Below are 13,984 nucleotides of genomic sequence, written 5' to 3'. Positions count from 1 at the left end.
GTAGCCGAGGCTTGCCACCCCATGCATCACGCTTGCACTCGCTGGCTCCTGACCACAAACTATGGGCCATCTGATCACTACCCGCTGCCTCAAAGGCCATATGACATGCGCATTCTTATCACCGGCGGAGCCGGGTTCATCGGCTCGGCGCTGGTGCGTCACCTTATTCGCAACACCGAACATGAAGTGCTCAACCTCGACAAACTGACCTATGCCGGTAACCTTGAGTCGCTGGCCAGCATCGCGACCGATACCCGCTACGAGTTCGTCCAGGCCGATATCGTCGACCAGGTGGCTGTCAGCGCCGTACTAGAACGCTTCCAGCCGCATGCGATCATGCACCTGGCGGCAGAGTCGCATGTCGACCGCTCCATTGATGGTCCATCAGACTTCATCCAGACCAACATCGTCGGCACCTACAGCCTGCTGGAGGCCACTCGCGCCTATTGGAGCAAGCTGCCAGCCGCCGAAAAAGAAGCGTTCCGCTTCCATCACATCTCGACCGACGAAGTGTACGGCGACCTGCACGGTGTCGATGACCTGTTCACCGAGACCACGCCCTATGCGCCAAGCTCGCCTTATTCGGCCAGCAAGGCCGCTTCGGACCACCTGGTTCGCGCCTGGCAACGCACCTACGGTCTGCCGGTACTGCTGACCAACTGCTCGAACAACTACGGGCCATTCCACTTCCCGGAAAAACTGATCCCGCTGGTGATTCTCAATGCACTGGCCGGCAAGCCACTTCCGGTTTACGGCAACGGTTTGCAAGTGCGTGACTGGTTGTTCGTGGAAGACCATGCCCGTGCCTTGTTCAAGGTCGTTAGCGAAGGCAAGGTCGGTGAAACCTACAATATCGGTGGCCACAACGAGCAGAAGAACATCGATGTCGTGCGCGGTATCTGTGCCCTGCTCGAAGAGCTGGCGCCACAGCGTCCAGCCGGCATCACGAACTATGCTGACCTGATCACCTTCGTTCAGGACCGCCCCGGGCACGATCAACGTTATGCCATCGACGCGAGCAAGATCGAAAAAGAACTGGGCTGGGTTCCCGAGGAAACCTTCGAAACCGGTCTGCGCAAAACCGTTCAGTGGTATCTGGACAATCTGGAATGGTGCCAGCACGTACAAGACGGCAGCTACCAAGGGCAGCGCCTGGGCGCCACTGACTTCAAGGATATGATTGCATGACAAAAGGTATCGTCCTGGCGGGCGGCTCCGGCACTCGCCTGCACCCCATCACCCTGGGGGTTTCCAAGCAGCTCCTGCCGATCTACGACAAACCGATGATCTACTACCCGATCTCGGTGCTGATGCTGGCAGGCATTCGTGAGATCTTGCTGATTTCGACCCCTCAGGATCTCCCACACTATCGTCAGTTGCTCGGCGATGGTTCCTTGTTTGGTATCGAAATCAGCTATGCCGAGCAACCGTCTCCGGACGGTTTGGCCCAAGCGTTCCTTATCGGTGAGGAGTTCATTGGCAACGACTCGGTTTGCCTGGTACTGGGCGACAATATTTTCCACGGCCAGGGTTTCACCCCGCAGTTGATCAAAGCCGCACAGCACGCTAGTGGCGCAACGGTATTCGGCTACTGGGTCAAAGACCCGGAACGCTTTGGTGTCGTTGAGTACGACGCCGAAGGTCGCGCGCTGTCGATCGAAGAGAAGCCCGCCGTACCGAAGTCCAGCTACGCGGTTACCGGTCTGTACTTCTATGACAACGATGTGGTGAGCATCGCCAAGGCGGTCAAGCCGTCACCCCGTGGTGAACTGGAAATCACCGATATCAACAACGCCTATCTCAAGCGCGGTGATCTTCGTGTCGAACGACTCGGGCGAGGCTTCGCTTGGCTGGATACCGGCACGCATGACAGCCTGCTGGAAGCGTCACAGTACGTTCAGACCATTGAGCACCGCCAAGGTCTGAAAGTGGCCTGCCTCGAGGAAATTGCGTTCCAGCAAGGCTGGATCGACGAAGAACTCTTGACCAAGCGCGCCGAAGCGCTTGGAAAAACCGGTTACGGTCAGTACCTCTTTGGGTTGATGAGCCAAACACGATGAACGTAACCACCAGCACACTCGCCGGCGTACTGATCATCGAACCAAAAGTGTTCGGTGATGAGCGTGGTTTTTTTTACGAAAGCTTCAATGCACGCCGCTTTGCCGAAGCGACAGGCGTACAGGCCAACTTCGTCCAAGATAACCACTCACGCTCACAGAAAGGTGTGCTGCGTGGTCTTCATTACCAACTGAGCCACCCACAAGGCAAGCTGGTGCGGGTGACCGCAGGCGAAGTGCTCGACATCTCTGTCGACCTTCGCCGCAGCTCGCCGACCTTTGGTCAATGGTTCGGTATCCGCCTGTCTGCGCAGAACAATCGCCAGCTCTGGATTCCAGAGGGCTTTGCCCATGGGTTTGTGGTGCTGAGCGAGTTCGCCGAATTCATCTACAAAACCACCGATTACTACGAGCCCAGCGCCGAGCGCTGTATTCGTTGGGATGACCCGACGCTGGCCATCGACTGGCAGCTCGAAGTCGAGCCGTTGCTGTCAGCCAAAGACCAGCTTGGAAGGCCATTCAACGACGCTGAACTGTTCTCATGAGCAGCGTCCTGCCAAGGGTTCTCGTCATCGGCCAACACGGCCAGGTGTCGAAAGCCTTGCAAGCACAGCTGGCGGACGTTGGCCAATTGCACGTTCTAGGCAGCGACCAGCTCGACCTCGCCCACCCGGAACGCATTCGCGAGCACGTGCGCGCCAGCCGACCGGACCTGATCATCAACGCCGCCGCGCACACGGCGGTCGATCAGGCCGAAAGCGAGCCGGCGCTGGCCTTCGCGATCAATGCCCAGGCACCCGGCATCTTCGCCGAAGAAGCCGCCCGCCTCGGCATCCCCCTGATTCACTACTCCACCGACTATGTGTTCGACGGCCGCAAGGCAGCGCCTTACAGCGAAGACGACGCGCCGAACCCGCTGGGCGTGTACGGGCGCAGCAAACTGGCCGGGGAGCAGGCGATTGCCGCCGTGGGTGGCGAGCACCTGATCCTGCGCACCAGCTGGGTCTACTCGCGCACCGGGCGCAACTTCCTCTTGACCATGCAGCGCCTGCTGCAAGAAAAACCGCAGTTGCGCGTGGTCGCCGACCAGATCGGTGCACCCACCTGGGCCGGCACCATCGCCCAGAGCACCCGCGCCTTGATCGAGCGCTGGCAGGCTGGCCAAGCCGGCGCCTGGGGCACCTACCATTTGACCGCGCAAGGCGAAACCTCCTGGTTCGGCTTTGCCCAGGCGATTGGCGAGCAGCTCCAGCGCGCAGGCTTGCCCTGTGCAGAGCTGCTGCCGATCCCGTCCAGCGAGTACCCGACGCCGGCGCAACGCCCGCTGAACTCGCGGCTCGATTGCAGCCGCCTGCAACGTCAGTGGCAGGTCAGCCAGGCGCACTGGCAGCAGGCGCTGATCGACTGCCTGAAGTAGCGCATAATGCGCCAGATCTTTCTGGCGCTTGTTGCGATGACCATGACCCCGACCCTTCCCCGCCGGCCACGCTGGCGCAGCCTGGCGATACTCGCGTTGTGCCTGGCGCCGCTGCTGTGGCCGCTGCAACGCCTGGCCGAGCACTACTATCAGGATGAGCTGGCAGGCCAGAACCGCCAGACCCTCGACCTGTACGTCGCCAACCTGCTGGGTACCCTGCACCGCTATGAAACCCTGCCGCAGATCCTCGGCGACCTGCCGGCCCTGCGCGCCGTGCTGGCCGACCCGCTGCGCCTGGAAACCCTGACCAACGCCAACCGCCTGCTCAAGGACATCGCCACCCAGACCGGGGCTGAAGTGATGTACCTGATGGACAGCAACGGCAACACCCTGGCGGCGTCGAACTGGGACAAGAAAGACAGCTTCGTCGGGCGCAACTTCGCCTTCCGCCCCTACTTCAGCCAAGCGATTGCCGGGCACCTGGGGCGCTTCTTCGGCCAGGGCACCACCTCTGCCAAACGCGGCTACTTCTTTGCCGGCGCCGTGCGTGACGGTGAGCGGATCATCGGCGCGCTGGTGGTCAAGGTCGACCTGGACCACACCGAAACGCTCTGGGGCAAAACCCCGGAACAACTGCTGCTGACCGACCACAACGGCGTGGTGATCCTCACCTCACGGCCCGACTGGCGCTTCCGCGCCACGCGCCCGCTGAGCTACCAGGAACGCGAAGCGATTGCCGCGATCCAGCCCTACCCGACGCAAAATCCGCAGCCGATCAGCTTGAATACCGATGCCTGGCTGATCCAGACCCGGGCCATTACCGAAACCGGCTGGCAAGTAAGCATCCTTGCGCCACGCGCATTGATCGACCGCTCCGTCAGCACCGTGCTGGCGATTGGCGGGGCCACCTTGCTGGTGCTCATGTTGTTGCTGGGCCTGATGATGCAGCGCCGGCGCAACTACATGGACCGCATCGACTTCGAAGCACGTGCCCGCCAAGAGTTGGAAAAACGCGTTATCGAACGGACCGCCGACCTCGAAGGCCTCAACAGCCGCCTGAAAACCGAAGTGCTGGAACGCGAGCACGCCCAGCAGGAGGCCGCCCGCGCCCAGGACGAGCTGGTCCAGGCAGGCAAGCTGTCGGTGCTCGGCACCATGTCGGCGAGCATCAGCCATGAGCTGAACCAACCCCTGGCGGCGATCCGCAGCTATGCCGAGAACGCCGAGATCCTCCTCGACCACCAACGCACCGACGACGCCCGCAGCAACCTCAAGCTGATCAGCGAGCTGACCGGGCGCATGGCCTCGATCATCGCCCACCTGCGCGCCTTCGCCCGGCGCGACCGCCATGCCCCGGAAAGCGTGGCCCTGCAACCGGCGCTGGACGATGCCCTGGCCCTGCTGGCCAAGCGTCGCCGGGCCATGGCCGTGGAACTGGTGCGTGACCTGCCAGAGGCCACCTTGTGGGTGCAAGCCGGGGAAACCCGCCTGCGCCAGGTGCTCGGCAACCTGCTGGCCAATGCCCTCGATGCACTGACCGAAAAAGCCAACCCGCGCAAACTGTGGATAAGTGCCGAGCGTCGTGATGACTGCGTCTACCTGACCATACGCGACAACGGCCCGGGCTTTACCAGCCAGGCCATGGCCCGCGCCCGTGAGCCGTTCTTCACCACCAAGACGCGCACCCAGGGCCTTGGCCTGGGCCTGGCGATCTGCGATACCTTGATGCGCGCGCTCGGCGGCGAGCTGGTGCTGGCCAACCACCCCGAAGGCGGTGCGCTGCTGACCCTGCAATTGCGCGTGGCCAATACTGGCGCTACCACCTTTCACACCTCGGAGGACTCATCGGCATGACGACCGAGCTGATCGACAGCCGCACCCAGGTGCTCCTGGTCGACGACGACCCGCACCTGCGTCAGGCCCTGAGCCAGACCCTGGACCTCGCCGGCCTCAAGGTGATGTCCCTGAGCGAGGCCCAGGGCCTGGCCGGGCGCATCGAAGCCGACTGGCCCGGTGTGGTGGTCAGCGACATTCGCATGCCCGGCGTCGATGGCCTGCAATTGCTCGAACAGTTGCATGCCCTGGACGCTGAATTGCCGGTGCTGCTGATCACCGGCCACGGCGATGTGCCGCTGGCGGTGCAAGCCATGCGCGCCGGGGCCTATGACTTCCTCGAAAAGCCCTTCGCCAGTGACGCCCTGCTCGACGGCGTACGCCGCGCGCTGGCCCTGCGCCGCCTGGTGCTGGACAACCGCAGCCTGCGCCTGGCCTTGAGTGATCGCCAGCAACTGAGCACCCGCCTGGTCGGCCACTCGGCCGCCATGCAGCGCCTGCGCGAACAGATCGGTGCCCTGGCCGGCACTCGCGCCGACGTGCTGATCCTCGGTGAAACAGGCGCCGGCAAGGAAGTGGTGGCGCGTGCGCTGCACGACCTGTCGGGCCGTCGCGAAGGGCCGTTCGTGGCGATCAACGCCGGCGCGCTGGCCGAATCGGTGGTCGAGAGCGAGCTGTTCGGCCACGAGCCGGGGGCCTTCACCGGCGCGCAGAAACGCCGCATCGGCAAGTTCGAATTCGCCAACGGCGGCACGCTGTTCCTCGATGAAATCGAAAGCATGAGCCTGGATGTGCAGGTCAAGCTGCTGCGCCTGTTGCAGGAACGAGTGGTCGAGCGGCTGGGCGGCAACCAGCTGATCCCGCTGGATATCCGCATTATCGCGGCGACCAAGGAAGACCTGCGCCAGGCCGCCGACCAGGGCCGCTTCCGCGCCGACCTGTATTACCGCCTCAACGTTGCACCGCTGCGCATTCCGCCGCTGCGCGAGCGTGGCGACGATGTGCTGATGCTGTTCCAGCACTTCGCTGACGAAGCCAGCAACCGCCACGGCCTCACCCAGCACACCTTGCAGCCGGCCCAACGGGCAACGCTGTTGCGCCACAACTGGCCGGGCAACGTGCGCGAATTGCAGAACGTCGCCGAGCGCTTTGCGCTGGGCCTTGAGCTGGCACTGGACGGCGAGCCCGGCAGCACTGCCAGCCCACAGGGATTGCCAGTAGGCAGCGGCAACCTCAGTGAGCAGGTCGAGGACTTCGAGCGCTCGTTGATTGCCGCCGAACTGAGTCGCCCGCACAACTCCATGCGCAGCCTGGCCGAAGCCCTGGGCATCCCGCGCAAAACCCTGCACGACAAACTGCGCAAGCATGGCCTGAGCTTTGCCGCCGGTGACGACAGCGAGGACAACCGTTGATGAGCAGCGACAGCCAGTACCTGGAAACGGTACTGCACCATGACATCCCGCTGACCCGCGAAATGGGCCTGCACGTACTCGACTGGCAACAGCAGCGCCTGCGCCTGCAATTGCCGCTGGCCGCCAACGTCAACCACAAGAGCACCATGTTCGGCGGCAGCCTGTACTGCGCCGCCGTGCTCGCCGGCTGGGGCTGGCTGCACCTGCGCTTGCGCGAGGCGGGGATCGACGATGGGCATATCGTCATCCAGGAAGGCCAGATCAGCTACCCGCTGCCCGTCACCGGCGCGGCCATCGCCAGTTGCGAGGCACCGGAGGTAAAAGTCTGGGAACGTTTTGTGGCGACCTACCAGCGTCGTGGCCGCGCGCGGCTGACCCTGCGCACCCACGTGTTCAACGAGGGCAGCGAAGCGCCCGCCGTGCAGTTCGACGGGCAGTACGTACTACATCGCTGAGGCAAGCTTGAGCAGTTTTTCGCGCCACTCGGCCGAGGCCGGCAAGGCCAGGAAGAACGGATTGAGCAGCGATTCGCGCGGCGGGTAGACGAAGGCCTGGCCATTCAGCCCGAGCACTTCGCCACCGGCGCCTTCCAGCACGCCCTGGGCGGCAGCGGTATCCCACTGCGAAGTCGGGGCCAGGCGTGGGTAGCAGTCGGCGGCACCTTCGGCCAGCAGGCAGAATTTCAACGAGCTGCCGATATTGGCCAGCTTCAGTTCCCCCAGCGCTTCGCTCAAGCCAGCCAGCAAGCCTTCCTGCTGCGGGCTGGAATGCCGACGGCTGGCAACGACGGTAAAGGCTTCACCGGCTGCCGGTTCATTGCGCACGCTGATCGGCTGCGCTTCACCGCCCAGTTCCGAGCGCCAGGCACCGAGGCCCTTGCCGCCGAAGTAGCAACGGCCATTGGTAGGGATCGCCACTACGCCGAAGACCACCTGGCCCTGCTCGATCAGGGCAATGTTCACGGTGAACTCTTCGCTGCCGGCAATGAACTCCTTGGTCCCGTCCAGCGGGTCGACCAGCCACCAGCGCTGCCAACCCTGGCGCTCGCTCAGCGGGATATTGCAGTCTTCCTCGGACAGCACCGGAATCTGCGGCGCCAGCGCCAGCAGCCCCTCGGCAATGACCCGGTGGGCGGCCAGGTCGGCGGCGGTTACCGGTGAGTCATCAGCCTTGGCAGTAACCGCAACATCGGCGCGCCAGAATGGCAGGATGGCGTCACCTGCCGTGCGGGCCAGGGTGACGGCGTGCTGCATCAGCTCAAGATCGTTCATGCGCCGAACACCCCGCGCTGGGTCAGCAGGTCGCGCACCAGGTACAGCGCCGCCAGCGCCCGCCCCTCGGAGAACTGCGGGTGCTGGGCCAGGCTCGAGAGCTCGCGCAGGTTGACCTTGTCGACCCGCATCGGCTCGGGCTCATCGCCCTCAAGGCGCTCTTCATAGAGGTCAGTCGCCAGCACCACCTGGATCTTCTGGCTCATGTAGCCGGGCGACAGCGACAGCTCGGTCAGGTGCTCCAGTTGCCTGGCGCCATAACCGGCTTCTTCCTTCAGTTCGCGGTTGGCTGCCGCCAGCACGTCTTCGCCGGGCTCGATCAGCCCCTTGGGCACGGACAGCTCATATTCGTCGGTGCCGCCGCAGTATTCCTCGACCAGCACCGCATGCTCGCTGTCGAGCATCGCCACGATCATCACCGCGCCATAGCCATTGCCGCGCCCGACCAGGCGTTCGTAGGTACGCTCGATGCCATTGGAGAAACGCAACTGCACGGCTTCGACGCGAAACAGGCGGCTACTGGCGACGATCTCGCGGTTGAGGACGGTTGGTTTCTGGCGCATGAGGGGGCGGCTCCTTGGCGGTAACGGGGTACTATACCGTGGCTTGCCCGGCCACCGCGCCCCGACTTAACGAGAATATTTCACATGCCTTCCTTAGCCTGGCGCGACATCGACACCGTTCTGCTGGACATGGACGGCACCCTGCTCGACCTGCACTACGACAACCATTTCTGGCTGGAGCACCTGCCCCAGCGCTACGCCGAGCTGCACGGCGTCAGCCGGGCCATGGCCGAGCTGGAATTGCAGCCGCTGTTCGAGCGCAATGCCGGCTCGCTGAACTGGTACTGCCTGGACTTCTGGAGTGCCGAACTGCAGCTGCCGGTGCGTGAGCTGAAGCTGGAAACCGCCGAGCTGATCGCCCTGCGACCAGACGCCGACACCTTCCTGCAAGCGATCAAGGCCGCCGGCAAGCGGGTGATCATGATCACCAATGCGCACCGCGATTCGCTATCGCTGAAGCTGGAACGGATTGAACTGGCGCCTTACTTCGAGCGGCTGATCAGCTCCCACGACTACGGCTACCCCAAGGAGAGCCAGCAGTTCTGGAGCGCGCTGCAGGAGGACACGGCCTTCGACCCGGCACGCAGCCTGTTCATCGACGACACCCTGGCGATCCTGCGCAGTGCGCGGACCTTCGGCGTGGCGCACCTGTTGGCGGTGCGCCAGCCCGACAGCCGCAAAGGTCCACGGGACACCGAGGAATTCGCCGCGCAGGAAGACTACCGGGCGTTGCTCGAAGGGCTGTGAGGGTTACTCGGGGATACGCAGTGTTTGCCCCGGGTAGATCTTGTCCGGGTGGCTGAGCATCGGCTTGTTGGCCTCGAAAATCTTGTTGTACTGGTTGGCGCTGCCATACACCGCCAGGGAAATTGCGCTGAGGGTGTCGCCCTTCTTCACCACCACGAAACGCGCCGCCGCCACGACCGGGCCGGTCACGGTGATCTGATCGTCAACGGTCGCCACACCAACAATGTTGCCCAGCGCCAGGAGGATTTTTTCTTTCTCTTCCTGGCTTGCCACTTCACCCGTCACGGTGACCTTGTCACCCTCGACCGTGGTCTGGATATTCGGGTTGCCTAGCCCCACCTTGGCAACGTGCTCTTTGAGCTGCTCGCTGGCATTGGCATTCCCGGGGGTCAGCAGGTCGATGATTTTCTCGCCTGCTTCTTTGATGAAACTGAAAAGGCTCATTCCTTGCTCCATACGTATCAATGACCGGAGCATCGAGTCTAGGACAAGATAGAATGCTTCGCCTGCACGCCTGCGTGGACCGACGATGGACATCAAACAACTAAAATTCCTCATCGCCCTGGATGAAACCCGTCATTTCGGGCAAGCCGCGGCGCGCTGCCACGTGACCCAGCCGACCCTGTCGATGCGCCTGCGCAGCCTGGAGCAGGAGCTGGGCCTGGCCCTGGTCAACCGTGGCCAACGCTTCGAAGGGTTCACCGCCCAGGGCGAGCGCGTGCTGGCCTGGGCACGCTCGGCGCAGTCGGCGTTCGATGGCTTGTACGCGGAAGCGGCCGCCTGCCGCGGCCACCTCGCCGGCACCCTGCGCCTGGGGGTGGTGCCGCTGTCGAGCTTCGATCCGCTGCCCTTGCTGCAACGCCTGCACCGCCAGCACCCGGACCTGCGTTTCGAACTCAGCGCGCTGAGCTCCGAGCAGATCATCGAACGGCTGACCAGCAACCAGCTGGACCTGGGCGTCTCGTATCTTGAGCGCCTGGACAACGAGCGTTTCGAAGCGCTGCCGCTGGGCGATACGCAAATGGGGCTGTTGTATGACCCACGTCACTTCAGCTTCGCCGAAGCGCCCCTAAGCTGGGAAGCACTGACCGAACTGCCGCTGGGGCTGCTCACCGCCGGCATGCATTTTCGCCAGTCGATCGACCACAATTTCCACAGCCGTGGGCTGACCCCGCAGCTGCTGTTGCAGACCGATGCCGTCCATCAGTTGGTGCAGGCGGTGCACGGCGGCCTGTGCTGCGCAGTGATGCCACTGTCAGCCGGGCTCGAGGCCATGACAGGGCAATTGCGCCTGCAACCAATTGCAGCAGCGCGCACCCTGGCGCCCTTGGGGCTGATCATGCGCCGCTCGGCACCGCGCTCGGCCCTGGCGGAAGCCTGCTTTGTCGAATACCACCAATCCTTGAGTGGGTCTTGATCGACGCCATCTATCAACACATCAACACTGATGATTAGACGACACCCCGGCGTGGGCCTAGGCTTAAGGCTGAGCAGCCTGCCGGAATCCGTCCATGACCAGCAAACCCCCGGCCTGCGTGGCGTCCACCCCTTTGGCTGCGCCCGCGGCCAGTGTCCGATACGACTATTGCCAACTCGACGACAACAGCCCCGCCAGCACCGATCTGGCTGAGGAAGTTGCGCTGGCGATTGCCTTCAATGGCATCAGCCAGGCCGTGATGCTGGTCAGCCCCACGGACCTGGAAGACTTCGTCGTCGGCTTCAGCATCGGCAGTGGCATCGTCAACGCAGCCACCGAAATCTATGACATCAAGCTCAGCGGCAGCGGCTCGGCCCTGCACGCCGAGGTGGAAATCGCCAGCCGCGCCTTCTGGAACCTGAAGAACCAACGCCGGCAACTGGCCGGCACCAGCGGCTGCGGCCTGTGTGGCGTGGAAGCAGTGGAACAGGCGTTGCCTGAGCTCGACGTGTTGCCCGGCGCGCCGTTGCCGCCGGTGCACTGGCTTGAGGGCCTACGCCAGCGCATCAGCACCTTCCAGCCCCTGGGCCAGCATTGCGGTGCGGTGCATGCCGCGCTGTTCATGAATTGCCAGGGCGAACTGTTGCTGGGCCGTGAAGACATCGGCCGGCACAACGCCCTGGACAAACTGATCGGCGCCATCGAGCGCCAGCACATCGAGATCACCGGCGGGCTGGCCATCGTCACCAGCCGCTGCAGCCTGGAGCTGATCCAGAAAGTCCTGCGCGCCGGCATCCAGACCCTGGTGAGCCTGTCCTCACCCACCGGGCTGGCCCTGCAATGGGCCCGCCGGCACAACCTCAACCTTATTCATCTGCCGCAGCACAGTGCGCCGAGGGTCTACAGCCCCGCGCGGGAGAACCGTCCGTGAGCCTGCATCATCAAGCCGACCAGAAGCCCGTTCCTCGTTACAAGCCGTACCACGGCGCCGCCGGTGGCTGGGGTGCACTGCGCAGCGTCGCGCAGGCATGGATCGGCAGCGACAATGCGCTGAAGAACATCCGTGCGTTGCTCAAGACCAACCAGAACGGCGGCTTCGACTGCCCGGGTTGTGCCTGGGGCGACTCGCCGGAAAGCGGCATGGTCAAGTTCTGCGAGAACGGCGCCAAGGCAGTGAACTGGGAAGCCACCAAGCGTCGGGTGGATGCCAGCTTCTTTGCCCGCCACAGTGTCACCTCGCTGCTCGAACAAAGTGACTACTGGCTCGAGTACCAGGGCCGCCTGACCGAGCCGATGGTCTACAACCCGGTCAACGACCGCTACCAGCCGATCAGTTGGGACAGTGCCTTCGCCTTGATCGCCCGGCACCTGAACAACCTGACCAGCCCTGACCAGGCCGAGTTCTATACCTCGGGCCGGGCCAGCAACGAGGCGGCCTACCTGTACCAGTTGTTCGTGCGCGCCTACGGCACCAACAACTTCCCGGACTGCTCGAACATGTGCCACGAGGCCAGCGGCGTGGCGTTGGGGCAAAGCGTTGGAGTCGGCAAGGGCACCGTGACCTTCGACGACTTCGAGCACGCCGATGCGATTTTCGTCTGGGGCCAGAACCCCGGCACCAACCACCCGCGCATGCTTGAACCCCTGCGTGAAGCGGTCAAGCGTGGCGCCCAGGTGGTGTGCATCAACCCGCTGAAAGAACGTGGCCTGGAACGTTTCCAGCACCCGCAGCACCCGATCGAAATGCTCACCAACGGCGACCGCCCGACCAACACCGCGTACTTCCGCCCGGCACTGGGCGGCGACATGGCCGTGCTGCGCGGCATGGCCAAGTTCCTCCTGCTGTGGGAGCGCGAAGCGCAGACCAAGGGTGAGGAGGCGATTTTCGATCATGCCTTCATCGCCGAACATACCGCTGCCGTGGACGACTACCTGGCCACCGTGGATGCCACCGCGTGGGAGCACATCGTCGCGCAGTCGGGCCTGCCCCTGGTCGAGATCGAACAGGCCGCGCGCATGTACGCCAAGGGCAAGCGGGTGATCATGTGCTGGGCCATGGGCATTACCCAGCACCGGCATTCGGTGCCGACCATCCAGGAGATCGCCAACCTCATGCTGTTGCGCGGCAACCTCGGCCAGCCGGGTGCCGGCTTGTGCCCGGTGCGCGGCCACAGCAACGTGCAGGGCGACCGCACCATGGGCATCAACGAGCGGCCGCCGGTGGCCCTGCTCGATGCACTGGAACGCCGCTTCGGCTTCAAGGTGCCGCGTGAGAACGGCCACAACACGGTCGAGGCGATCCACGCCATGCTTGAAGGCCGGGCCAAGGTGTTCATCGGCCTGGGCGGCAACTTTGCCCAGGCAACGCCGGACACCACGCGCACCGCGCAAGCCTTGCGCAACTGCGAGCTGACCGTGCAGATCAGCACCAAGCTCAACCGCAGCCATCTGGTTCACGGCAAGCAGTCACTGATTCTGCCGTGCCTGGGGCGTACCGACATCGACCTGCAAGGCGAAGGCCCGCAGGCGGTCACCGTGGAAGACTCGTTCAGCATGGTGCATGCCTCCAATGGCCAGTTGCAGCCACTGTCCCGGCAGATGCGTTCGGAGCCGGCGGTGATTGCCGGGATCGCTGCCGCGACCTTGGGCAGCACGCCGGTGGACTGGAACTGGCTTGTTGCCGACTACGCACGCGTGCGTGACCTGATCGCCGACACCATTCCGGGGTTTGCGCGGTTCAATGAGCGGCTGCAGCATCCAGGCGGTTTCTACCTGGGCAACAGCGCCGCCGAGCGCAACTGGAAGACAGCCAGCGGGCGCGCCAACTTCAAGGCCAACGAACTGCCGCAGGACCTGCTGCACGAGCGAGTACGCGCCAGCGGCGAGGTACCGGACCTGATCATGCAGTCGATGCGCTCACACGATCAGTACAACACCACCATCTATGGGCTGGATGACCGCTATCGCGGCGTGAGGGGCCAGCGCGATGTGCTGTTCGCCAATGAGGCGGACATCGTGCGCCTGGGCTTCCGTCCTGGCGACAAGGCCGATATCGTTTCGTTGTGGAGCGACGGGCGCGAGCGGCGGGTGAAGGGCTTCACCTTGTTGGCGTTTGATATCCCTGCGGGTCAGGCGGCAGCGTACTACCCCGAGGTCAACCCGCTGGTGCCGCTGGAAAGCGTTGGCGATGGCAGCCATACCCCGACGTCGAAGTTTGTCGCGATCAAGCTTGAACGAGCCAGCGCGAACGCGCGGATTCTCTGAGGC

14 protein-coding genes are annotated in these 13,984 nt (G+C 63.8%); 11 read left to right on the top strand and 3 right to left on the bottom strand.

Annotated elements, in window-relative coordinates:
* Positions 1 to 105: 105 nt before the first annotated feature.
* From rfbB to M5G11_RS23615, 7 genes are read left to right on the top strand one after another with little or no spacing between them, the layout of a single operon-like run.
* A complete protein-coding gene (rfbB, locus tag M5G11_RS23645; protein ID WP_273913196.1) occupies positions 106 to 1,188 on the top strand; it encodes a dTDP-glucose 4,6-dehydratase in 1,083 nt (360 codons plus the stop codon).
* Positions 1,185 to 2,060, top strand: a complete 876-nt coding sequence (rfbA, locus tag M5G11_RS23640) for a glucose-1-phosphate thymidylyltransferase RfbA (protein WP_273913195.1) — start codon at positions 1,185 to 1,187, stop codon at positions 2,058 to 2,060. Before rfbB ends, rfbA begins: the two co-directional genes overlap by 4 nt.
* Complete coding sequence (gene rfbC, locus M5G11_RS23635) at positions 2,057 to 2,602, top strand: dTDP-4-dehydrorhamnose 3,5-epimerase (protein WP_273913194.1); 546 nt, start codon at positions 2,057 to 2,059, stop codon at positions 2,600 to 2,602. Before rfbA ends, rfbC begins: the two co-directional genes overlap by 4 nt.
* Positions 2,599 to 3,474, top strand: coding sequence for a dTDP-4-dehydrorhamnose reductase (gene rfbD, locus M5G11_RS23630; RefSeq protein ID WP_273913193.1), 876 nt, complete (start codon positions 2,599 to 2,601; stop codon positions 3,472 to 3,474). Before rfbC ends, rfbD begins: the two co-directional genes overlap by 4 nt.
* 36 nt (positions 3,475 to 3,510) lie before the next feature.
* Positions 3,511 to 5,328 (top strand): sensor histidine kinase, encoded by a 1,818-nt coding sequence (locus M5G11_RS23625; RefSeq protein ID WP_273913215.1) that lies wholly within the window; start codon positions 3,511 to 3,513, stop codon positions 5,326 to 5,328.
* Positions 5,325 to 6,719 (top strand): sigma-54-dependent transcriptional regulator, encoded by a 1,395-nt coding sequence (locus M5G11_RS23620; RefSeq protein WP_273913192.1) that lies wholly within the window; start codon positions 5,325 to 5,327, stop codon positions 6,717 to 6,719. Before M5G11_RS23625 ends, M5G11_RS23620 begins: the two co-directional genes overlap by 4 nt.
* Complete coding sequence (locus M5G11_RS23615; RefSeq protein WP_273913191.1) at positions 6,719 to 7,174, top strand: thioesterase domain-containing protein; 456 nt, start codon at positions 6,719 to 6,721, stop codon at positions 7,172 to 7,174. Before M5G11_RS23620 ends, M5G11_RS23615 begins: the two co-directional genes overlap by 1 nt.
* Here M5G11_RS23615 and cysQ read toward each other — a convergent pair.
* Together cysQ and nudE are read right to left on the bottom strand one after the other, a co-directional pair.
* A complete protein-coding gene (gene cysQ, locus M5G11_RS23610; RefSeq protein ID WP_273913190.1) occupies positions 7,163 to 7,990 on the bottom strand; it encodes a 3'(2'),5'-bisphosphate nucleotidase CysQ in 828 nt (275 codons plus the stop codon). The genes M5G11_RS23615 and cysQ overlap by 12 nt on opposite strands.
* Positions 7,987 to 8,553: an ADP compounds hydrolase NudE gene (gene nudE, locus M5G11_RS23605; protein ID WP_273913189.1), complete on the bottom strand. Its 567-nt coding sequence runs from the start codon at positions 8,551 to 8,553 to the stop codon at positions 7,987 to 7,989. Before nudE ends, cysQ begins: the two co-directional genes overlap by 4 nt.
* An 84-nt stretch (positions 8,554 to 8,637) precedes the next feature.
* On the opposite strand from nudE, the gene yrfG reads away from it, so the two are divergent.
* Positions 8,638 to 9,300: a GMP/IMP nucleotidase gene (gene yrfG, locus M5G11_RS23600; protein WP_273913188.1), complete on the top strand. Its 663-nt coding sequence runs from the start codon at positions 8,638 to 8,640 to the stop codon at positions 9,298 to 9,300.
* Between the two features lie 3 nt (positions 9,301 to 9,303).
* Here the strand turns inward: yrfG and lysM are convergent, their stop codons facing one another.
* On the bottom strand, positions 9,304 to 9,744 hold the full coding sequence (lysM, locus tag M5G11_RS23595; RefSeq protein ID WP_273913187.1) for a peptidoglycan-binding protein LysM: 441 nt from the start codon (positions 9,742 to 9,744) through the stop codon (positions 9,304 to 9,306).
* An 85-nt stretch (positions 9,745 to 9,829) separates the two neighbouring features.
* Between lysM and M5G11_RS23590 the strand changes: the two genes are divergently transcribed.
* The 3 genes from M5G11_RS23590 (at position 9,830) to M5G11_RS23580 (ending at position 13,981) form a co-directional block, all read left to right on the top strand.
* Complete coding sequence (locus M5G11_RS23590; protein WP_273913186.1) at positions 9,830 to 10,717, top strand: LysR family transcriptional regulator; 888 nt, start codon at positions 9,830 to 9,832, stop codon at positions 10,715 to 10,717.
* A 94-nt stretch (positions 10,718 to 10,811) separates the two neighbouring features.
* A complete protein-coding gene (gene fdhD, locus M5G11_RS23585; protein ID WP_273913185.1) occupies positions 10,812 to 11,648 on the top strand; it encodes a formate dehydrogenase accessory sulfurtransferase FdhD in 837 nt (278 codons plus the stop codon).
* Complete coding sequence (locus tag M5G11_RS23580; RefSeq protein WP_273913184.1) at positions 11,645 to 13,981, top strand: FdhF/YdeP family oxidoreductase; 2,337 nt, start codon at positions 11,645 to 11,647, stop codon at positions 13,979 to 13,981. The genes fdhD and M5G11_RS23580 overlap by 4 nt, the downstream gene beginning before the upstream one ends.
* Positions 13,982 to 13,984 lie beyond the last annotated feature (3 nt).

The sequence above is a fragment of the Pseudomonas fontis genome, assembly GCF_028656955.1.
GTDB lineage: Bacteria > Pseudomonadota > Gammaproteobacteria > Pseudomonadales > Pseudomonadaceae > Aquipseudomonas > Aquipseudomonas fontis.
Note: the sequence above shows the minus strand (reverse complement) of the source record. Positions and strands in the feature narration are given on the sequence as shown.

Bases quoted from the DNA above. Each gene is read 5' to 3' on its own strand.
- rfbB (WP_273913196.1), top strand. From the start codon at position 106: ATGCGCATTCTTATCACCGGCGGAGCCGGGTTCATCGGCTCGGCGCTG.
- rfbA (WP_273913195.1), top strand. From the start codon at position 1,185: ATGACAAAAGGTATCGTCCTGGCGGGCGGCTCCGGCACTCGCCTGCAC.
- rfbC (WP_273913194.1), top strand. From the start codon at position 2,057: ATGAACGTAACCACCAGCACACTCGCCGGCGTACTGATCATCGAACCA.
- rfbD (WP_273913193.1), top strand. From the start codon at position 2,599: ATGAGCAGCGTCCTGCCAAGGGTTCTCGTCATCGGCCAACACGGCCAG.
- M5G11_RS23625 (WP_273913215.1), top strand. From the start codon at position 3,511: ATGACCATGACCCCGACCCTTCCCCGCCGGCCACGCTGGCGCAGCCTG.
- M5G11_RS23620 (WP_273913192.1), top strand. From the start codon at position 5,325: ATGACGACCGAGCTGATCGACAGCCGCACCCAGGTGCTCCTGGTCGAC.
- M5G11_RS23615 (WP_273913191.1), top strand. From the start codon at position 6,719: ATGAGCAGCGACAGCCAGTACCTGGAAACGGTACTGCACCATGACATC.
- cysQ (WP_273913190.1), bottom strand. From the start codon at position 7,990: ATGAACGATCTTGAGCTGATGCAGCACGCCGTCACCCTGGCCCGCACG.
- nudE (WP_273913189.1), bottom strand. From the start codon at position 8,553: ATGCGCCAGAAACCAACCGTCCTCAACCGCGAGATCGTCGCCAGTAGC.
- yrfG (WP_273913188.1), top strand. From the start codon at position 8,638: ATGCCTTCCTTAGCCTGGCGCGACATCGACACCGTTCTGCTGGACATG.
- lysM (WP_273913187.1), bottom strand. From the start codon at position 9,744: ATGAGCCTTTTCAGTTTCATCAAAGAAGCAGGCGAGAAAATCATCGAC.
- M5G11_RS23590 (WP_273913186.1), top strand. From the start codon at position 9,830: ATGGACATCAAACAACTAAAATTCCTCATCGCCCTGGATGAAACCCGT.
- fdhD (WP_273913185.1), top strand. From the start codon at position 10,812: ATGACCAGCAAACCCCCGGCCTGCGTGGCGTCCACCCCTTTGGCTGCG.